The sequence below is a fragment of the Leifsonia sp. 21MFCrub1.1 genome (assembly GCF_900107895.1).
GTDB lineage: Bacteria > Actinomycetota > Actinomycetes > Actinomycetales > Microbacteriaceae > Leifsonia > Leifsonia soli.
In genome coordinates, this window is record NZ_LT629867.1 from 2,762,391 (window position 1) to 2,782,266 (window position 19,876).

The following is a 19,876-nucleotide window of genomic DNA, read 5'->3' on the forward strand; positions in this document are numbered from 1 at the left end:
CCTCCTCCTCCCCCGAACGGAGACACCGTCATGTCCACCACGTCAGCCCCCGCCCGCCGCCGTCGCGGCTTCGGGCGGCCCACCGACGACGCCGGCCCCCGCGCGCGGTTCTCGCAGCTGCTCCCCTACCTGCTGGAGCACAAGCGCGTCCTCGCGTTCGTCATCGTGCTCAGCATCCTGGGCGCCGCGGCGAGCTTGGCGCAACCGCTCCTGGTCAGCCAGGTCATCGAGGTGGTCGGAAAGCAGCAGCCGCTCGGCGGCCTGGTGTGGGGCCTCATCGCGCTGGTCGTCATCTCCGGTCTCATCTCGGGATACCAGCACTACCTGCTGCAGCGCACCGGCGAGGGCGTCGTGCTGTCGTCCCGGCGCAAGCTGGTCGGGCGGATGCTGCGGCTGCCGATCAGCGAGTTCGACACCCGCCGCACGGGCGACCTGGTGTCGCGGGTCGGGTCGGACACCACGCTGCTGCGGGCCGTGCTCACGCAGGGGCTCGTCGAGGCGATCGGCGGGGCGCTCACCTTCATCGGCGCGCTCATCGCGATGCTCATCATCGACCCCGTGCTGCTCGGGCTGACCGTTCTCGTCGTGGCCGTCTCCATCGTGGTCGTCGTGCTGCTGTCCGGCCGCATCCGCGTCGCGAGCCAGAAGGCGCAGAACAAGGTGGGCGACCTGGCCGCGGCGGTCGAGCGCGCGATCAGCTCCGTGCGGACCATCCGCGCCTCCAACGCCACGGAGCGCGAGATCGCGGCCGTCGACAAGGATGCGACCGGAGCGTGGCGGATGGGCATCCGGGTCGCCAAGATCTCGGCGCTCGTCGTCCCCGTCGCCGGCATCGCGATGCAGGTGTCGTTCCTGGTCGTGCTCGGCGTCGGCGGCTTCCGCGTCGCCAGCGGGGCGATCACGGTCGCGAACCTGGTCGCCTTCATCCTGTTCCTGTTCATGATGATCCTGCCGCTCGGACAGGCGTTCGGAGCCATCGCGGCGGTCAACTCGGCGCTCGGGGCGCTCGGGCGCATCCAGGAGATCCTCGACCTGCCGACCGAGGACCAGCACGACCGCGACATCGCGCCGCTGGCCCTCACCGTCGGAGCCGCGAACGAAGCGCTTGCTCCGGAGGCGCCGGCGATCGAGTTCGTGGATGTGCGGTTCGCGTACCCGGAGTCCACCGTGGCCGACAGCGCGGAGGGGGCCGCCGGCGCGGGCGCCGGGCCGTCCGCCGTCGAGCAGCCGACGCCGGAGCGGCTCGCGTTCGAGGCGCTGACCGGGGCGGACGTCGTGGCCGAGGCGGAGGCCGCTGCCGGAGCGGGCTCCGACGAGGGCGCCCACCGGCACGGCGGGGTGCTCCAGGGTGTCAGCTTCCGCGTCCCGCGCGGCAAGCGCACCGCGCTCGTCGGACCGTCCGGCGCGGGCAAGTCGACCATCCTCGCCCTCGTCGAGCGGTTCTACGACCCGCAGGCGGGCGAGGTGCGCTTCGGCGGGATGGATGTGCGCACCCTCGACCGCGTCTCGCTCCGCTCGCAGATCGGCTATGTGGAGCAGGATGCGCCCGTGCTCGCCGGATCGCTGCGCGACAACCTGACGCTGGCGGCGCCGGACGCGACCGACGCCGAGTGCATCGACGTCCTGCACGCCGTCAACCTGACGGAGGTGCTGGAGCGGAGCGAGCTCGGCCTCGGCGCCCCGGTCGGCGAGGACGGCATCATGCTCTCCGGCGGCGAGCGCCAGCGCCTCGCGATCGCGCGCGCGCTGCTGGCCGCTCCGCCCGTCCTGCTTCTCGACGAATCCACCTCCAGCCTCGACGGCCGCAACGAGCAGTTGATGCGCGAGGCGATCGACGCCGTGGCGGAGGACCGCACACTGCTCGTGATCGCCCACCGGCTGTCGACCGTCGTCGACTCCGACCAGATCGTGGTGCTCGACCACGGCCGCGTCATCGGAACGGGAACGCACTCCGAACTCGTCGAGACCACCCCGCTCTACCGCGACCTCGCCAAGCACCAGCTCCTCGTCTGACCCGCCCCCGTCGAGTACGCAAAAACTGCACGCCATCCGCTCGGATGGCGTGCAGTTTTTGCGTACTCGACGGGGGGGGTCTCAGGCGCGGAGGTGGTAGCGGAGCGAGGCGAGCTCGGCGCGCAGGGCGGCCGGGACGCGGGTGCCGAAGCGGGCGAAGAACTCGTCGGTCAGGTCGCACTCGGCTAGCCAGCTCTGCGGGTCGACCTCGAAGAGGGCAGCCACGTCCTCCTGCGGGAGGTCGAGGCCGTCCAGGTCGAGCTCCTCGACCACCGGCAGCTGCCCGATCGGCGTCGACACGCTCCCGGCGCTGCCCTCGACGCGACGCGCGATCCACTCGATCACCCGGGCGTTCTCGCTGAACCCGGGCCACAGGAACCGGCCGTCGTCGCCCGTGCGGAACCAGTTCACCTGGAACACCGCCGGTGCGTGCTCGCCGAGCCGCTCCCCCATCTCCAGCCAGTGCGCCCAGTGGTCGGCCATGTTGTAACCGCAGAACGGCAGCATCGCGAACGGGTCGCGGCGCAGCTCGCCGACCGTGCCCTCCGCCGCGGCGGTGCGCTCGGAGGAGATCGTCGCCCCGATGAACACCCCGTGCCGCCAGTCGCGGGCCTGGGCGACGAGCGGGACGTTCGTCGCCCGCCGTCCCCCGAACAGGATCGCGTCGATCGGCACCCCGTCGAAGGCGTCCCAGTCGTCGGCGATGGACGGGCACTGCGCGGCGCTCACGGTGAAGCGGGAGTTCGGATGCGCGGCCGGGCGTCCGCTGCCGGGCGTCCAGTCCTTCCCCTCCCAGTCGATCAGGTGGGCAGGCGGCTCGTCGGTCAGCCCCTCCCACCAGACGTCGCCGTCGTCGCGCAGCGCCACGTTGGTGAAGATCGTGTTGCCCCACAGCGTCTCCACTGCGGTGCGGTTGGTGGTCTCGCCGGTGCCCGGCGCGACGCCGAAGAAGCCCGCCTCCGGGTTGATCGCGCGCAGCCGGCCGTCCGGTCCCTGGCGCAGCCAGGCGATGTCATCGCCGATCGTCTCGACCGTCCAGCCCGGGATGCTCGGCTGCAGCATCGCGAGGTTGGTCTTGCCGCACGCCGACGGGAACGCCGCGGCGAAGTGGAACACGCGGCCCTCCGGCGATGTCACCTTGACGATGAGCATGTGCTCGGCGAGCCAGCCCTCGTCGCGGGCCATCACCGAGGCGATCCGCAGGGCGAAGCACTTCTTGGCGAGGATGGCGTTGCCGCCGTATCCCGAGCCGTACGACCACACCTCCCGGGTCTCCGGGAACTGCACGATGTACTTGGTCGTGCTGCACGGCCAGGCCACGTCGTCGCGGCGGGTCCCGTCCGCGTCGACGAGCGGGAAGCCGACGCTGTGCACGGTCGGAACCCACTCCTGCCCGGCCGCGATCAGGTCGAGCACCGTCTCGGTGACCCGGGTCATCATCCCGAGGCTGACGGCGACGTACGCGGAGTCGGTGAGCTGGATGCCGACCTGCGAGATCGGACCGCCGACCGGCCCCATCGAGAACGGGACGACGTACATGGTCCGGCCGCGCATGCTGCCCGCGAAGACCTCGCGGAGCTCGGCGCGCATCGCGGCCGGCTCGCGCCAGTTGTTGGTGGGGCCGGCGTCCGCCTCGTCCTCCGAGCAGATGAAGGTGCGGTCCTCGACCCGGGCGACGTCGCCCGGGTCGGTGCGCGCGAGGAAGCTGTTCGGCCGCCACTCGGGGTTCAGCCGGATGAGCTTGCCCTCCGCGACGAGCTGCTTGGTCAGGCGGTCGGCCTCGCCGAGGGAGCCGTCGCACCAGACGATCTCGTCGGGCCGGGTGAGGGCGGCGATGTCGTCGACCCAGGCACGCACGGCGTCCATCCCGTCGGACGGGGCCGTGTCGGCGATGGTCAGCTCGGCGATGCTCATGACGGAGTCCTTTTCGTCGTAAGAAGTGGTGTCTCCTCCAGCATGTGAGAGTTTCCGACGGTTCGACCCGAGAAATTTTCTGTAAGAATCGCAAATCTTTCGCTATTGTGAAGCTATGAGCACTCCCGTGGAGGCGGGCGACATCGATGTCGCGACGCTCGGCCACCGCATCCGGCACTTCCGCACCAGCCGCGGCATGACCCTCGACGACCTGGGCGCCGCAACAGGCGTCGCAGCGAGCCAGCTGTCGCTGATCGAGAACGGCAAGCGCGAGCCCCGGATCTCGCTGCTGAGCTCCCTCGCCGCTGCGCTCGGCGTCCAGCCGGCCGATCTGCTGTCCGCCGAGCCGCCGGACGAGCGCGCCGCCCTCGAGATCGAGCTCGCCCGGGCGCAGCGCGGACCGCTGTACGCGTCCCTCGGGCTGCCGGCGGTCAAGCCGACGAAGGGCACCCCGACCGAGACCCTGCGTGCCATCGTCGGCCTGCACCGCGAGCTGAGCCGCCGGGCGAGCGAGGCGATCGCGACCCCCGAGGAGGCGCGGCGCGCGAACACCGAGCTGCGCGAACGGATGCGCGCCCAGCACAACTACATGCCCGAGATCGAGGAGCTCGCCGAGCAGCGCGTCCGCGCGTCCGGCCACACCCGCGGCGCACTCACGCACCGCGAGGTCAGCGTGATGGCGGAGCAGCTGGGCTTCGAGCTCATCTACGTGAACGACCTCCCCCGGTCGGCCCGCTCGATCACCGACCTCGAGAACGGGCGGATCTACCTGCCGCCCGCGTCCATCCCGGGCGGCCACGGCCTCCGCTCGATGGCCCTGCAGGCGATGGCGCACCGGCTGCTCGGCCACACCCGTCCCGAGTCGTACGCGGACTTCCTCCGGCAGCGGCTGGAGATCAACTACTTCGCGGCCTGCTGCCTCATGCCCCGCGAGGCGGCGGTCGCCTTCCTGCAGCAGGCGAAGAAAGAGAGGGACCTCGCTGTCGAGGACTTCCGCGACGCCTTCGGCGTGACCCACGAGGCGGCGGCGCTGCGGCTGACGAACCTGGCGACGAGCCATCTGGACATGACGATACACTTCCTCCGCGTCGGCGACGACGGAGCACTCTACAAGGGCTACGAGAACGACGGTCTGCCGCTCCCGACGGATGTGACCGGATCCATCGAGGGCCAGGTCGTCTGTCGCGCGTGGGGAGCGCGTACGGCGTTCACGCACACCAACCGCACGACGGAGCTGTACCAGTACACCGACACCCCGGCGGGAACCTATTGGTGCGCAACCCAGACCGGGACGACCGCGGAGGGCGGGTTCTCGATCACCGTCGGCGTGCCGTTCGACGAGGCGAAGTGGTTCCGCGGCCGCGAGACGACGGTGCGGGCCGAGTCGCGCTGCCCCGACGAGTCGTGCTGCAAGCGTCCGCCCGCCACGCTCTCGGGCCGCTGGGCGGGCAAGGCGTGGCCGAGCGCCCGGCTGCACGCGCACATCCTGTCGCCGCTGCCGTCCGGGTCGTTCCCCGGCGTCGACGACTCCGACGTCTACGCGTTCCTGGAGGCGCACTCGGGCGCCTGACCTGTGTAGCCCCCGACCCAACGCCAACAGCTCCTGAGTTTTTCCGCGCGACACCCCGCCGTGCGGCCGAAAAACTCAGGAGCTGTCAGCTGAGGGTCGGGCGCTCGGGCTACTTGGGCTGCATCCGGATCGCGCCGTCGAGGCGGATCGTCTCGCCGTTCAGCATCGGGTTCTCGACGATCGCGCGCACCAGGGCCGCGTACTCCGCCGGCCGGCCGAGCCGCGAGGGATGCGGCACCTGGGCGGCCAGTGAGTCCTGCGCCGCCTGCGGCAGCCCCGCCATCATCGGCGTCTCGAAGATGCCGGGCGCGATCGTCATGACGCGGATGAGGCTGCGCGCGAACTCCCGCGCCAACGGCAGCGTCATGGCGGCCACCCCGCCCTTCGACGCCGAATACGCCGGCTGGCCGATCTGGCCGTCGAACGCCGCGACCGATGCCGTGTTGACGATCACGCCGCGCTCCTCACCGACCGGCTCGGTCTGGGCGATCGCGGCCGCCGCGAGTCGCACCACGTTGAACGTTCCGATCAGGTTCACCCGGATGACGCGCTCGAAGTGCTCGAGCGGGATGACGCCGTCACGCCCCAGCACCTTCTCGGCGGTGGCGATCCCGGCGCAGTTCACGACGACGCGCAGCGGGGCGAGTCCGGACGCGGTGTCCACCGCCGCCTGCACCTCCGCTTCGTCGGTCACGTCCGCCGGCACGAACCGCGCGTGCGGACCCAGCGCGACAGCGGCTTTCTCGCCCTCCGAGCGGGGGAGGTCGACGATGACGACGCGGGCGCCCGCCTCGGCGAGCGCGTGCGCGGTGGCGTTGCCGAGTCCGCTGGCTCCGCCGGTGACGATGGCCGAGCATCCGTCGAGCTGCATGGTTCTCCTTCGTATCATCCGGTGCCGCGCCGTCAGCGCAGCACTTCGATCAGGGTCGCGTTGGCGGTGCCGCCGCCCTCGCACATCGTCTGCAGGCCGTAGCGGCCGCCGCGGGACTCGACCTCGTTGAGCAGCGTCGCCAGCAGGCGCGTGCCCGACGAGCCGAGCGCGTGCCCGAGCGCGATCGCGCCGCCGCGCGGATTGAGCCGCGACGGGTCCGCGCCGAACTCCTCCCGCCACAGCAGCGGGACGGGCGCGAACGCCTCGTTGACCTCGTACGCGTCGATCTCATCCAGCCGCACACCGCTGCGCTCGAGCAGCTTGCGCGTGGCGGGCAGGATGCCGGTGAGCATCAGCAGGGGGTCGCTGCCGGCGACCGCGAACGAGTGGAACCGGGCGCGTGGGCGCAGGCCCAGCCGCTTCGCGGCGTCGGCACTCATGATGAGGGCGGCGGAGGCGCCGTCGGTGAGCGGTGAGGAGTTGCCCGCGGTGATGCGCCACTCCAGCTGCGGGAAGCGCTCCGCCAACCGGTCGGTGCGGAACACGGGCTGCAGCTGCGCCAGCTTCTCCGCGGTCGTGCCCGGCCGGATGGTCTCATCCGCGTTGACGCTGCCGGAGTCCGGTGTCGGCACGGCGACCAGCTCGCCCTCGAACGCGCCGTTCGCCGCGGCCCAGGCCGCCCGGCCGTGCGAGTCGGCGGCGTAGTCGTCGAGCTGCGCCCGGCTGAACCCCCAGCGGTCGGCGATCAGCTCGGCCGCGACGCCCTGGTTGACCAGCCCCTCCGGATACCGCGCCTTCAGCAGCTCGCCGCCGAGGGATGCGCCCTGCACGTTCGATCCCATCGGCGCACGGCTCATCGACTCCACACCGCACGCGATGACCACGTCGTACGCGCCGGACAGCACGCCCTGGGCGGCGAACGCCGCCGCCTGCTGACTCGAGCCGCACTGCCGGTCGATGGTCACCGCCGGAACGCTCTCCGGGAAGCCGGCGCTCAGCACCGCCGTGCGCGTGATGTTGCCCGCCTGCTCTCCCGACTGGGTGACGCATCCGCCGATGACGTCGTCCACGATCGCCGGGTCGATGCCGGTGCGCCCCACCAGCTCGAGGAGCACGCCCGCCAGGAGGTCGGCGGGATGGATGTCGGACAGTTCGCCGTCCGGCTTGCCGCGCCCGGAGGGGGTGCGGACGACGTCGACGATGACCGCTTCTGATCGCGACACGTCAGGCTCCGAACGGGTTCGGGGTGAGCGTGTACTTGGTGTTCAGGTACTCGCGGATGCCCTCGAATCCGCCCTCGCGTCCCAGTCCGGACTGCTTGACGCCGCCGAACGGCGCGGCCGCGTTGGAGACGACTCCCACGTTGAGGCCCATCATCCCCGTCTCCAGGCGCTCGATCATCCGTTGTCCGCGGGCCAGGTCCCTGGTGAAGACGTACGAGACGAGCCCGTACTCGGTGTCGTTCGCGATCCGCACCGCCTCGTCCTCGTCCGAGAAGCGGACGATGGACAGCACCGGACCGAAGATCTCCTGGCGCAGGATCTCGCTGCCCGCCGCGACGTCGGCCACGACCGTCGGCGCGAAGAAGGTGCCGGTTCCGCCGACGCGGGAGCCGCCGGTCAGCACCGCGGCCCCGCGACGGACGGCATCCTCGACCAGCTCCGACGCCTTCCTGACCGCGTCCTCGTTGATGAGCGGGCCGATGGTGACGCCGTCGTCGGTCCCCCGCCCGACCTTCAGGCCGTTCACGCGCTCTGTCACCCGCCGGGCGAACTCGTCGGCGACGGCCTCATGGACGATGAACCGGTTGGCCGCGGTGCAGGCCTCGCCGATGTTGCGGAACTTGGCCAGCATCGCGCCGTCGACCGCCCGGTCGAGGTCGGCGTCGTCGAACACGACGAACGGGGCGTTGCCCCCGAGCTCCATGGAGGTGCGGAGCACGTTCTGGGACGCCTGCTTCAGCAGCGTCCTGCCGACCTCCGTCGAGCCCGTGAACGACAGCTTGCGCAGCCGCGGGTCGGCGATGATGGGGGCGGAGACCTTCCCGGAGGTGGTCGTCGTGATGACGTTGAGGACTCCGGCGGGCAGTCCGGCATCCTCGAGCAGCCGTGCGAAGTACAGCGTCGTCAGCGGCGTCAGCTCCGCCGGCTTGATGACGACGGTGCATCCCGCGGCGAGCGCCGGCGCGATCTTCCTGGTCGCCATCGCGAGCGGGAAGTTCCACGGTGTGATCAGGAAGCACGGGCCGACGGGATGCTGGGAGACGATCATCCGCCCGGTGCCCTCCGGGTTGCTCCCGTAGCGTCCGGTGATGCGGACGGCCTCCTCGGAGAACCAGCGGAGGAACTCGCCTCCGTAGGTGACCTCGCCGCTCGCCTCGGCGAGCGGCTTGCCCATCTCCAGCGTCATCAGGAGGGCGAAATCGTCGCGCCGCTCCTGCAGCAGGTCGAAGGCGCGGCGCAGGATCTCGCCGCGGGCCCGTGGCGGCGTCGCGGCCCAGTCGTCTGCGGCGGCGACGGCGGCGTCGAGCGCACGGATGCCGTCCTCCGGCGAGGCATCGGCGATCCGCTTGAGGGTGTCGCCCGTCGCCGGGTCGTACACCGGGAACGTGCCGGCCGACCCGGTGGTCCACTCCCCTCCGATGTAGAGCCCGTCGGGCACACGATCCAGCAGAGCCTTCTCATCCATCAGCCGCGTTCCTCCTCGTTCTTCGCGTCGTCGTGCGCGTTCTCGTCGGTGTCGTCGTCCGCGTTATCGGCGGCGACCGCGGCCTGCACCAGCGGCACCGCTCGGTGGTCGATCTTGGTGGCGAGCGCGATGACCGTCGACGTCCGCATGATGCCCGGGTCGCTGACGATGCGGTCGATCACCCGCTGCAGGTCGGTGTTCGACCGCGCCACCGCACGGATCATCAGATCGCCCGCGCCCGTGATGGTGTGCACCTCGAGCACCTCGGGGATGGCCCGCAGATGCTCCACCACGGTGACATCGCGGTCGCCCTGGGCGATCTCGGCGGTCACGAAGGCCGTCACCGGGTAACCGAGCCGGTCGGTGTCGATCGTCGGAGCGAAGTCGCGGACGACCCCCGACCGCTGCAGGCGGTCCAGACGGGCCTGCACCGTCCCGCGCGCCACCCCGAGACGCCGGGACGCCTCGAACACCCCGAGGCGCGGCTCCTCGGTCAGCAGCGCGATCAGATCGGCGTCGAGCTTGTCGATCATGCGGCCTCCTTCGGTCCTCGCACATCGTACGACGCAGGGTACGCGCCTACGGCACGCTGACCGAAGCTCCCAGGAACGGAAGGGCAGCCTGTTTGAAGGCGCGGGCGCTCAGGGTGGTGACGTGGTTGCGTCGCGGGAGCACGACCAGCTCGGCTCCCAGCAGCCGGGCCGCTTCGTCGGCGCCCTCGGTGACCGGGTCCGCGTCGCCCACGACGAGCATGGTCGGGACGGAGCTCGCCAGCGGGAGCGGATGCGCGGCCATGCCGGCGGCGCAGGCGGCGAGCGCCTCACGGTCGATGCCCGGCGCCTGGCGGAGGGATGCGAGGAGCGGCGCGAGCGGGCTGGCCGGGTCGAGCGCGGAGGCGTCGTCGTGGAGGGCGGCCTGCACCGCCGAGACACCCCAGTGGCCGAACTGCTCGACCGTGCCGACTCCGCCGATCACGAGCCGCCGCACGCGGTCGGGGGCGAGGGCGGTGAGCGCCAGGGACACCCAGCTGCCCATCGAGTAGCCCATCACATCCACGCGGTCCACATCCTGCTCGTCGAGAACGGCCAGCAGATCGCCGGCGAGGATGTCGGGCGAGTACGCGTCGGCGTCGTGCGGCGCCTCGCTGGCGCCGTGACCGCGGAGGTCCGGGACGATCGCGCCGCGGCCCGCCTCGGCGAGCGCGCGGACCCAGCCCGTCGCCTCCCAGGTGAGCGAGCCGGTGGAGGCGAAGCCGTGCACCAGCAGGACGGGGTCGTCGCCGGGGTGCCTCTCGACGTGGATGCGCATCCGGGCTCAGTCCTCCGGCAGCGACAGTCGAACGCGGCGGCGCGGCGCCTCCTCCGTCGGGACGGTTCCGACGATGCCCGCCTGGTCGTCCTCGACGGTGAAGGTCACGAGCGGCGCGCCCACCTCGAGAGCCTCGCCCTCGGCGACGTGGAAGCGCGCGACGACGCCGGACTGCGGGGAGGGCAGCTCGACGGCCGACTTCGTCGTCTCGACCTCGACGAGCGGCGCATTGCGCTCGACGTGGTCGCCCTCGGCGACCAGCCACTCCAGCACGGTCGCCTCCTGCAGGCCCTCGCCCAGGTCGGGGAGGTCGAAGGTTCGTTCAGCCACGGCGGTACTCCAGGGTCTTCTGGACGGCGTCCAGGATGCGGTCGATGGACGGCAGGTACTCATCCTCCAGCACCGGCGACGGGTACGGCACGTCCCATCCGGTGACGCGCTGGACGGGCGCCTTCAGGTCGTCGAAGCAGCGCTCGGTGATGAGGGCGCTCACCTCGGCGCCGAGGCCGGCGGTCAGCGGCGCCTCGTGCACCACGACGGCTCGGCGGGTCCGTGCGACGGATGCGGCGAGCCCGTCGGCGTCGATGGGCTTCAGCCAGCGGAGGTCGACGACCTCGATCTCCACGCCGTCCTCCGCGCCGAGCTCGGCCGCCTGCAGGCAGCGCGCGACCATGGCGCCCCAGGCGACCAGGGTGACGTGCGTGCCGGGGCGGACCACGCGCGAGGTCCCGACCGGGAGGCGCTCCTCCGGCTCGTCGAGCGAGACGGTGTCCTTGTGCCAGTAGCGCGACTTCGGCTCGAGGAAGATGACGGGGTCCGGGTCGTCGATCGACTGCCGCAGCAGCGTGTACGCCTCGGCGGGCGTCGACGGCGCCGCCACCTTCAGGCCGGGCACGTGCGCGAACAGCGCCTCCAGGCTCTCGCCGTGGTGCTCCGGTGCACGGATGCCGCCGAAGCTGGGCAGGCGCAGCGTGATCGGCATCCCGAAGGCGCCGCGGCTGCGGTAGTGCATGCGCGCCACCTGGTTGACGATCTGATCGACGGCGGGATACGAGAAGCCGTCGAACTGGATCTCCGGCACCGGGCGCCACCCGGCCATGGCGAGCCCGACCGCCATGCCCATGATCCCGGACTCGGCGAGCGTGGTGTCGAAGACGCGGTCGCCGCCGTACTTGGCCTTCAGGCCGTCCGTCACCCGGAAGACGCCGCCGAGCGTCCCGACATCCTCGCCGAACACGAGGGTGCGGTCGTCTGCGGCGAGCGCGTCGTCGAGGGCGCGGTTGAGCGCCCGCTGCATGGTGGTGAGCTCAGCCAAGGCGTGACTCCTCCCACGCGCGCCGCTGCCCGAGCAGGGCCGCAGGCGGGTCCGAGAAGACGAAGTCGAACATCTCCTCCGCCGGGCGTCCGCCCAGGGCGGCGACGTCGTCGCGCACGCGATCGGCCAGGGCGCCGGCCGTGTCGGCGACCTCGGCGAAGAACTCGTCTCCGATCGTCCCGGTCTGGCGGAGCTGCTGCTCGCACAGGGCGAGCGGGTCGCGGGCGAGCCAGCTCTGCTCCTCGTCGAGGGTGCGGTAGCGGCCAGGGTCGTCGGAGGTGGAGTGCGGGCCCATGCGGTACGTCATCGCCTCGATGACGGTCGGACCCCCGCCGGTGCGCGCGCGCTCCAGAGCCTCGGCGGTCGCGTCGTAGACGGCGAGGACGTCGTTGCCGTCGACGCGCACGCCCGGCATGCCGTACCCGGCGCCGCGCGCCGCGACGGATCCGCCCGCGACCTGCTGCTCGGTCGGCACGGAGATGGCCCAGCCGTTGTTCTGGCAGAAGAACACGACGGGGAGCTGCGAGACGCCCGCGGTGTTCATGGCCTCGTGGATGTCGCCCTGCGAGCTGGCGCCGTCGCCGAAGTAGGCGATGGCCACTCCCCCGGTGCGGTCGAGCTTCGCGCCGAGTGCCCAGCCGACGGCGTGGGTGACGGCGCCGCCGACGACGGCGTTGATCGGAGCGAGGCGTGCGGCCGCCGCATCCCAGAGCCCGCCGTGCCAGGCGCCCTGGTGGGAGGCCAGGTAGGCGACGGGGTCGACGCCCATGGCCACCGCGACGCCGAGTTCGCGGTAGGTCGGGAAGGCGAAGTCGCGGGTGAGGTCGAGCGCGGCGGCGCTGCCGACCTGGGCGGCCTCCTGACCGCGCATCGGCGCGTAGCCGGGGATGATGCCCTGGCGCTGCATCGCGACCCCGTCGAGGTCGAGGCGCCGGACGGTCGCCATCGTCCGGTACAGCCGCCGGAGCAGCGCCGCGTCGTCGGGGCGCGCCGCGGCGGCGCGCTCGGTCGTGGTCATGGTCATGACGCCACTTTCGCGCACCGCTCATGATCGAGCAACACGCACAGTCTGAGCTGGTCAGACTGTCCGATCAGGACGAGACTTCGGCCCTTTCGCTATGCATCTTGCTACGCGCCAGCTTCGACGGCCACCAGATGGTGCGGCCGATGTCGTACGACACCGCCGGCACCAGCAGCGACCGCACGACGACGGTGTCGAGGAGCACCCCGAACGCGACGATGAAGGCGATCTGCACCAGGAACAGGATCGGGATGACGGCGAGCGCCGCGAAGGTCGCCGCCAGCACGATCCCGGCCGAGGTGATCACGCTTCCGGTCAGTCCCAGACCGCGCAGGATGCCGGGCCGGGTGCCGATGCGCAGCGATTCCTCCCGCACGCGGGTCATCAGGAAGATGTTGTAGTCGACGCCGAGCGCGACGAGGAAGACGAACCCGAACAACGGCACCGCCGCATCCGCCCCGGGGAACCCGAAGATGTGGTTGAAGACGAGGGCCGAGACGCCGAGCGCCGCCGCGTACGACAGCACGACGCTGCCGATCAGGATCACCGGCGCGACGATCGACCGGAGCAGCAGCATCAGGATGAGGAGGATCACGGCAAGCACGATCGGGATGATCTTGATCAGGTCGCTCTGCGCGGTCTCGTTCGTGTCGAGCGCGATGGCCGTCACGCCGCCGACCAGCACGGAGCCGTCGGTGGAGAGCGATTCGCGCAGCCCCTTGACCACCTTCTCCGCCTCGGCCGAGTCGGGCTCGGAGGCGAGGGTCGCCTGGATCAGCACATGGCCGTCCTTGACCACCGGCTCCGCGGTCGCGCCGGGCTGGGGGCGTCCGCCGCCGGTGAAGAAGGCGGCGGAAGCGATGCCGTCCGTCTTCTCGGTCGCCGTGAGCACCGCCTCCCCCTGGCTCTCGGGCGCCACGATGAGCACCGGCGATCCCGAGCCTGCGTCGAAGTGCTTTGCGACCACCGCCTGCCCGTCGACGGCGTCGGACTGCGACAGGATCACGTCGGTCTGCTGCACGCCGTTCGCCTTGAGCTGGGTCAGCCCCAGAGCGCACGCGACGAGCAGGACGAACGACACGATCCAGGTGACCCGGGGCCGGCGGGCGATCAGACCCCCGACGCGTCGCCAGACGCCCCGCACCCCCTCGAGCCCGGTGAGGGTCACGCCGTCGGCATGCTTGTGCGCGTGCGCCCCGACGACCGGACGGAACGGCCAGAATGCCGACCGGCCGAACACGGCGAGGAGAGCGGGAAGCAGGGTCAGCGCCGAGAACAGCGAGAACACGATGCCGATCGCCGCGATCGGGCCCAGGCTCTTGTTCGAGTTCAGGTCCGAGAACAGCAGGCACAGCAGGGCCAGGATGACGGTGGCGCCGGAGGCGACGATCGGCTCGAACGAGGCCTTCCAGGCCCGCAGGATCGCCACCCAGCGCGACTCCTCGACCTCGAGCGCCTCCCGGTAGCGCGAGACGAGCAGCAGCGAGTAGTCGGTCGCGGCACCGATCACCAGGATCGACAGGATCCCCTGGCTCTGCCCGGAGAGCTTGATCCATCCCCAGAGCGCGAACAGGTAGACGATGAGGATCGCCGCGCACAGGGCGAACACCGAGGTCAGCAGCACCAGGAACGGCAGCAGCAGGGCCCGGTAGACCAGCAGCAGGATCACGAACACGGCCGCGACGGCGACGAGCAGCAGGATGCCGTCGATGCCTCCGAACGCGTTGACCAGGTCCGCGGTGAGCCCGGCCGGGCCCGTCACCCACACCCGGGCGCCGTCGGGCACGGCGTCGTCGGCCGCAGCGCGGAGATCCGCGACGACGGTCTTGAGCTCGTCGGAGTCGGAGATCGGCACGATGTACTCCACCGCGCGCCCGTCCTCCGACGGGATGGGCCCCGCGACGCTGGTGGTCTGCCCCACGGGCGGCGCCTCGACGCCGTCGACCGCTCCGAGCTTCGCACCGAGGTCGGCGTAGGTCGTGCCCAGCTCGCTCTTCGGGATGCTCTCATCGGCTTCCACGACGACGATCGCCGGGATGGACCCGGAGTCGGTGAACCGCTTCTGCCAGTCCTGCACCTCGGTCGATTCGGCGCTGGCCGGGAGGAACGCGGCCTGGTCGTTGCTGGAGACCCCGGAGAGCTTGCCGAAGGTGGGGCCGCCGATTCCGGCGAGCACCAGCCAGATCAGCACCAGGACCGTCGGCACGACGATCCGCAGCCAGCGGGCGGGAACGCGGGGAGCGGCCGTCCGGTCGGGAGCTTCCTTCGACACTACGCCTCCTGATTACTAGATGAGCTAGCAATTACAGTACCGTGGATGCCGCCGGGCGTCCACGGGCAGGCGTCGTCCGGTCAGTCCACCAGTTCGGCACCGGCGTGCGCGAGTTCGGCGAGCGCCGCCTGTGAGCTCGCCTCGGCGACCCCGGCCACCAGGGACGTCAGCACGCGGACATGCTGGCCGTGCGCCAGCGCGTCGAGGGCGGACGCCCGGACGCAGTAGTCGGTCGCGATCCCCGCCACGTCGATGGTGTGGATGCCCCGCTCGTCCAGGATCTCGTGCACCGTCGCGCCCGATTCCGTCCTGCCCTCGAACAGCGAGTACGCCGGTACGCCCTGCCCCTTGTGGACGTGGAACGTGACCCGCGACGTGTCGAACGCCGGGTGGTAGTCGGCCCCGGGCGTGCCCGCGACGCAGTGCGGCGGCCAGCTCTCCACGAAGTCCGGCTCGTCGTCCGTCGCGAAGTGGCCGCCGTTGTCGTTGTCGGCGTCGTGCCAGTCGCGGCTGGCGACGATCACCGCGTAGTCGTCGGCGTGCTCGCGGAGGAACGCCGTCACGCCTTCCGCGACCGCCGCCCCTCCCGCGACGCCGAGCGCCCCGCCCTCTGTGAAGTCGTTCTGCACGTCGACGATGAAGAGCGCCTTGCCCATCCCGTCCTCCCGGTGGTCGTGGTCGCTGCGCCGGCCGGCTCAGCCGTTGGAGAGGTTGTCACCGCACTTGTAGAACCCGGTGACGAGCGTGTCGATCGCCTGCTTCGCGTTGTCGCTGACCGGTCCGAGCGCGAAGACGGCGAACGTCAACGGCGTGCCGTCGGCCGCGTTGATGATGCCGGACAGCGTGTACCCGTTGTCGATCCAGCCGGTCTTCGCCAGGACGGCGCCGCGGGCAGCCGAGTTGGCGCCGGTGAACCGGTTGTAACCCGGCCCGAGCGTTCCCGACTTACCGGCCACCGGCAGGCTGTCGTAGACGACGCCGAGTCCGTTCTGACGGTTCAGGACCTTGATGAACAGCTGCGTCAGGTACGACGGGGGAACCGCGTTGTCCCCGCTGAGTCCGGAGCCGTCGGCGATGTGGATGCCCGCGGTGTCGATCCCGTAGCCCTTGAGCCCGGCGAGCACACCGGCGTTGAGGGCGTCGAAGGTGTTGCCCGCGCCGTTCTTGATGGCCACGAGCCGGGCGAGCTCCTCCATGATCGTGTTGTCGGAGACGCGCATCGCCTGGTCGATCAGCGTGGTGACCGGCTGCGACTGGACGACGCCCAGCTGGCGGGCGCCGGCCGGCGCGACGCCCTGACTGACGCCGACGTTGGTGCCCAGGTACTGCTGGAAGTACTGCACCGCCCGGCCCACCGGATCGGTGCTGCGCGGCGACTCGACCGCGGTCGGGTCGTCGCGGTCGCCGTCGACCATGAGGGCGGTCATGTACGGAGTCGACCCCTCGACGACGCGCTCCTCGCGCTCGTCCCAGCTCGGCTGCCAGAACGGCGCGCCGAAGAGCGAGGCGTCGACCACGATCGAGGTGATCTGCTGGCCGCCCATCGCCTGCTTGACCTGGTTGGCGAGGTCCTGGATCTTGGGCGCGCCGGTGTAGAAGGACGCCTGGCCGTCGGGAAGCCGCGAGAGCGTCACATCCCCGCCGCCGACGATGACGACCTGTCCGGGCGTGCTGCCGGCCACGACGGTGGTGGAGACCCGATAGTCCGGTCCGAGGGTGGCCAGGGCGGCCGCCGAGGTGAGCGTCTTGAGCACGGATGCCGTCGGTCCGGCCTTCGTCCCGTTGCGGTCGAACAACGCCTGGCCCGTCTTCGCGTTGACGACCTGCGCCTCGAGGTTGCCGAGCCGGCGGTCGCCCGCGAGCCCGGCGACCGAGCAGGTGCGGATGCGCGTCGCCGCCGCCTGGTTCGCGGGAACGGGACGCGCGGGGTCGACGGTCGGCGTCGGGGTCGGCGTGGAGGTGCGCGTCGGCGTCGGGGTCGCCGTGGAAGTCCGCCCGGCCGCTGCGGCCGGCGAGCCGATCGTGGCACCGAGAGCGACGCTGCCGGTTCCGAGCAGCAGGAAGACGACGGCGGCCGCTGCGGCCATCCACGTCTTCGGGTGCTTCCGGATCGCCGAGAGGACGCCCGCGGCGACGCCCGAGAAACCGGACGCCTTCGCCGGGCGCACCGCGGCGCGACGTCCGGAGCCCGTGGTCGCGGGCGGCTCCGAGCCGGCTGCGGAGTCGGCGGACGGAGTGGGAGAGGTCGGGGGTGTCGACGGGTCGGGTCCGGTGACCGGCTCATCCGATTCGTGCATCCGGGTATGTTACCTGGGGATTCTGAATGCTGCTACGCGCCCGGGATCAGGGCACCGCGGTGACGAGGAAGTTGTCGAAGCGCGCGGTGACCGGGGTGGCCGTCGCCGAGGCGGACAGGTAGGCGCGGAGGCCGACGCCGCCCGCCGACTGCAGACCCGCCGTGGAGTCGGTCGCGGTGACCTGCCAGGCGGCCGGCTCGGCCTGCGTCGACGGCCAGAGCTTGGCACGCAGAGTCGTCGGGGACGAGCCGACCGCCTGCACGCGAAGCGACAGCTGCTGTCCGGCGCTGTACGTCAGCCCGCTCACCGGAACCGCCTGCAGGGTCGTGCCGTTGGCGAGCAGCTGCACCTGCACGCTTCCGCTGGCACTCAGCCACGCGCGCCCCTCGTACGCCGCCGAGCCGACCTGGCGGCCGATCGCCGAGATGAAGATCCCGCCGCCGGAGGGGCCGAGGTCGGTCGTGACGGTGACCGTGGTGTCCGTGCGGCTGGACGACACGCCGCCCAGCGTCTCCGTCCGGGTCGAGCCGGCCGGGACGTTCATGCGGCCCGTGCCCGAGGCGACGGTGTAGAAGGATGCGGTGCCGGCCGCCGTCCAGGCGCCCCCGGTCTCCGCCGATCCCCAGCCGCTGGCGACCGTCCGTTCGAAGCCGTCCTTCGCGATGGTGCTGCCGCTCGTCGCGGCGACGGTCACCTGGCGCGTGGTCGACGCCGTCGCGCCGACGTTGTCCGTCACGGTCAGGGTGATCGTGTAGGTGCCCGCGTTCGCGTAGGTGTGTCCGGCGGTGGACCCGCCGGCCGTTCCGCCGTCCCCGAAGTTCCAGCTCCACGACGCGATCGCTCCATCCGGGTCGCTCGACGCGCTGCCGTCGACGGCGACCGCGAGGCCGTTGGCCCCGGCCGTGAAGCTCGCCGTCGGCGGCTGGTTCGCTCCCCCGCCGGCGATCACGACACGGTTGCCGGTGCGGGCGATCCGGTTGCCGTCCGGGTCCGTCACCGTGAGCGTGTACGTGTGCGCGCTGCCGCCGGCGAGGCCCGTGTCGGTAAACGACATCGCCGGCCGGTTCCAGAAGGTGGAGGTCCGCGTCACCTGCGACACGGGATGCGCGGTGTCGCCGTCCCGAGCGAGCGCGTACGTGAGCGCGACGTTGTCCTGATCGTAGGTCGCCGTCCAGCTGATCCTGGCCTGTCCGGCGGCGGGCGAGGTGGCGTTCGGCGTCAGCGCCGTGTTGTTGTTCGGGCCGGTCGTACTGCGGACGACCGAGTCGGCCGCGAACCGGGTGAGCCCGTATTGAGCTGTGCCGTTGACGGCCGGGAACTCCCCGCCGACGACCAGGTAGCGGCTGTCCCCCGCGACGCTCCAGGCGGCCTGACCCTGCCCGGTGTACGAACCGGTGACATAGTCGGGGAACCAGTTGAGGAGGGTCGGCGACGGCTGGCCCCGGAAGTTCGCGTACGAGCCGTTGCCGTCGTTGGTCAGCGTCCCGGTGCGGGCCTTCGAGAAGGCGATCGTGTGGTGGAAGGTGCGCGGATTGGTCTCGGGGAAGCCGCCGACATTGCGGCAGTCGTGAGGGTGACCGGCCGCGTACAACGCGTTGCCGAGCGGGACGATCGAGTACGTGTCGCCGTGGCAGTCCTCGAGCCAGATCAGGGCGCCGGTCACGCCGTCCGCCGCGAAGCTGCCTTCGAGGTTGCCGCCGCTGCCGAACACGTAGCCGGACCCGTAGACGCGGTCGCTCGTCGCCTGGAGGGAGGTGATGCTGGCGTTCGCCCCGGCGTCTCTGACGACGCTGTTCGCCGGGAACGGCAGAGCCGAGCCGGTCGAGCCGCTGAGCATCGCGAGCCCGTAGTGCGCCGCCCCGTTGACGTTCTTGAAGCGGCCTCCCGCGTAGACGCGGTTGTCGTCGGGGCTCACCGCGATGGCATCGACAACGTTGTCGGCCGACGCGCTCCACGAGGTGACGAGCGATCCGTTGGATGCGTCGATCTTCGCGATGTACCCGCGGGAGACGCCGTTGACGCTCGAGAACGTCCCGCCCGCGTAGACGGCCGTGTTCGTCGCGGCGATGGCCCGGACCTGGCTCTCCATGACGGGCCGGAAGGAACCGATGGGCTGGCCGGTCGCGGTGCTGATCGCCACGATGCGGTAGTAGGTGGCGCCGCCCGCGCTCGTGAAGTCCCCTCCGATGTAGACCCGGGAGCCGTCCGGCGATGCGGCGATCGCGAGGGCCTGCCCGTTGAGGGGCACGTTGATGCTCGTGATGAGCGCGCCGGTCGTGATGTTGTAGGCGAGGAAGTTGCTCCGCGGGGTGGTGTTCGAGCCGGCGGGCGAACCGGCCGGACGCGCGGTGCCGAATTTGCCCGCGACGTAGACCGTGTCTCCGACCACCGTCTGCGCCCAGGCCACACCGTCGATCTGCACGGTCGGGAGCGCGGTCGCCCCGACCGTGGGCGGCGAGGCGGGATTGTTCGGATCGGGCGGCATCGTGTCCGCGGAGGCCGGGCCCGCGACGCCTCCCCCGACCAGCAGCAGTGCGCTCAGCACCGCGGTGAGCAATCCGAGCGCACGCGCCCGGCGGGACTTCGATGTTGCATCCATGACAGCCT

Annotated in this window: 15 protein-coding genes; 2 read left to right on the plus strand and 13 right to left on the minus strand. The window is 71.4% G+C overall.

What is annotated here, in order from left to right:
• The first annotated feature begins 30 nt into the window (after positions 1-30).
• Positions 31-2,013 carry an ABC transporter ATP-binding protein gene (locus tag BLW09_RS13170; RefSeq protein WP_089913478.1) on the plus strand — a complete coding sequence of 661 codons (1,983 nt, stop codon included), beginning with the start codon at positions 31-33 and terminating at the stop codon, positions 2,011-2,013.
• Between the two features lie 81 nt (positions 2,014-2,094).
• On the opposite strand, the gene BLW09_RS13175 is transcribed toward BLW09_RS13170, so the two are convergent.
• Entirely contained in the window at positions 2,095-3,927 is a 1,833-nt protein-coding gene (locus tag BLW09_RS13175; protein ID WP_089913481.1) for a phosphoenolpyruvate carboxykinase (GTP), read from the minus strand.
• 115 nt (positions 3,928-4,042) lie between these two features.
• On the opposite strand from BLW09_RS13175, the gene BLW09_RS13180 reads away from it, so the two are divergent.
• Positions 4,043-5,497: an XRE family transcriptional regulator gene (locus tag BLW09_RS13180; protein ID WP_089913485.1), complete on the plus strand. Its 1,455-nt coding sequence runs from the start codon at positions 4,043-4,045 to the stop codon at positions 5,495-5,497.
• A gap of 109 nt (positions 5,498-5,606) precedes the next feature.
• On the opposite strand, the gene BLW09_RS13185 is transcribed toward BLW09_RS13180, so the two are convergent.
• The 12 genes from BLW09_RS13185 to BLW09_RS13240 form a co-directional block, all read right to left on the minus strand.
• The gene (locus BLW09_RS13185; RefSeq protein ID WP_089913489.1) at positions 5,607-6,368 is read right to left on the minus strand and encodes a 3-hydroxyacyl-CoA dehydrogenase; all 762 of its coding nucleotides are present in this window, start codon (positions 6,366-6,368) and stop codon (positions 5,607-5,609) included.
• Between the two features lie 32 nt (positions 6,369-6,400).
• On the minus strand, positions 6,401-7,591 hold the full coding sequence (locus BLW09_RS13190) for a thiolase family protein (RefSeq protein WP_089913492.1): 1,191 nt from the start codon (positions 7,589-7,591) through the stop codon (positions 6,401-6,403).
• A 1-nt stretch (position 7,592) separates the two neighbouring features.
• Positions 7,593-9,056 (minus strand): NAD-dependent succinate-semialdehyde dehydrogenase, encoded by a 1,464-nt coding sequence (locus BLW09_RS13195; RefSeq protein WP_089913495.1) that lies wholly within the window; start codon positions 9,054-9,056, stop codon positions 7,593-7,595.
• Positions 9,056-9,589, minus strand: coding sequence for an Lrp/AsnC family transcriptional regulator (locus BLW09_RS13200; RefSeq protein WP_089913498.1), 534 nt, complete (start codon positions 9,587-9,589; stop codon positions 9,056-9,058). Before BLW09_RS13200 ends, BLW09_RS13195 begins: the two co-directional genes overlap by 1 nt.
• A 46-nt stretch (positions 9,590-9,635) precedes the next feature.
• Positions 9,636-10,364 carry an alpha/beta fold hydrolase gene (locus tag BLW09_RS13205; RefSeq protein WP_089913501.1) on the minus strand — a complete coding sequence of 243 codons (729 nt, stop codon included), beginning with the start codon at positions 10,362-10,364 and terminating at the stop codon, positions 9,636-9,638.
• A gap of 6 nt (positions 10,365-10,370) precedes the next feature.
• A complete protein-coding gene (locus tag BLW09_RS13210) occupies positions 10,371-10,694 on the minus strand; it encodes a biotin/lipoyl-containing protein (RefSeq protein ID WP_018189959.1) in 324 nt (107 codons plus the stop codon).
• Entirely contained in the window at positions 10,687-11,661 is a 975-nt protein-coding gene (locus tag BLW09_RS13215) for an alpha-ketoacid dehydrogenase subunit beta (protein WP_089916877.1), read from the minus strand. The genes BLW09_RS13210 and BLW09_RS13215 overlap by 8 nt, the downstream gene beginning before the upstream one ends.
• 10 nt (positions 11,662-11,671) lie before the next feature.
• Positions 11,672-12,703 carry a thiamine pyrophosphate-dependent enzyme gene (locus BLW09_RS13220; protein WP_089913507.1) on the minus strand — a complete coding sequence of 344 codons (1,032 nt, stop codon included), beginning with the start codon at positions 12,701-12,703 and terminating at the stop codon, positions 11,672-11,674.
• Positions 12,704-12,770: 67 nt separating this feature from the next.
• Positions 12,771-14,972, minus strand: coding sequence for an MMPL family transporter (locus tag BLW09_RS13225; RefSeq protein WP_089913510.1), 2,202 nt, complete (start codon positions 14,970-14,972; stop codon positions 12,771-12,773).
• Between the two features lie 80 nt (positions 14,973-15,052).
• Positions 15,053-15,628, minus strand: a complete 576-nt coding sequence (locus BLW09_RS13230) for an isochorismatase family protein (protein ID WP_089913513.1) — start codon at positions 15,626-15,628, stop codon at positions 15,053-15,055.
• 39 nt (positions 15,629-15,667) lie between these two features.
• A complete protein-coding gene (locus BLW09_RS13235) occupies positions 15,668-17,269 on the minus strand; it encodes a D-alanyl-D-alanine carboxypeptidase/D-alanyl-D-alanine-endopeptidase (RefSeq protein WP_089913517.1) in 1,602 nt (533 codons plus the stop codon).
• A gap of 46 nt (positions 17,270-17,315) precedes the next feature.
• Positions 17,316-19,868, minus strand: a complete 2,553-nt coding sequence (locus BLW09_RS13240; RefSeq protein ID WP_089913522.1) for a PKD domain-containing protein — start codon at positions 19,866-19,868, stop codon at positions 17,316-17,318.
• Between the last annotated feature and the right edge of the window lie 8 nt (positions 19,869-19,876).

Bases quoted from the DNA above. Each gene is read 5' to 3' on its own strand.
- BLW09_RS13175 (WP_089913481.1), bottom strand. From the start codon at position 3,927: ATGAGCATCGCCGAGCTGACCATCGCCGACACGGCCCCGTCCGACGGG.
- BLW09_RS13180 (WP_089913485.1), top strand. From the start codon at position 4,043: ATGAGCACTCCCGTGGAGGCGGGCGACATCGATGTCGCGACGCTCGGC.
- BLW09_RS13185 (WP_089913489.1), bottom strand. From the start codon at position 6,368: ATGCAGCTCGACGGATGCTCGGCCATCGTCACCGGCGGAGCCAGCGGA.
- BLW09_RS13240 (WP_089913522.1), bottom strand. From the start codon at position 19,868: ATGGATGCAACATCGAAGTCCCGCCGGGCGCGTGCGCTCGGATTGCTC.
- BLW09_RS13170 (WP_089913478.1), top strand. From the start codon at position 31: ATGTCCACCACGTCAGCCCCCGCCCGCCGCCGTCGCGGCTTCGGGCGG.
- BLW09_RS13205 (WP_089913501.1), bottom strand. From the start codon at position 10,364: ATGCGCATCCACGTCGAGAGGCACCCCGGCGACGACCCCGTCCTGCTG.
- BLW09_RS13230 (WP_089913513.1), bottom strand. From the start codon at position 15,628: ATGGGCAAGGCGCTCTTCATCGTCGACGTGCAGAACGACTTCACAGAG.
- BLW09_RS13215 (WP_089916877.1), bottom strand. From the start codon at position 11,661: ATGCAGCGGGCGCTCAACCGCGCCCTCGACGACGCGCTCGCCGCAGAC.
- BLW09_RS13195 (WP_089913495.1), bottom strand. From the start codon at position 9,056: ATGGATGAGAAGGCTCTGCTGGATCGTGTGCCCGACGGGCTCTACATC.
- BLW09_RS13235 (WP_089913517.1), bottom strand. From the start codon at position 17,269: ATGCACGAATCGGATGAGCCGGTCACCGGACCCGACCCGTCGACACCC.
- BLW09_RS13200 (WP_089913498.1), bottom strand. From the start codon at position 9,589: ATGATCGACAAGCTCGACGCCGATCTGATCGCGCTGCTGACCGAGGAG.
- BLW09_RS13220 (WP_089913507.1), bottom strand. From the start codon at position 12,703: ATGACCATGACCACGACCGAGCGCGCCGCCGCGGCGCGCCCCGACGAC.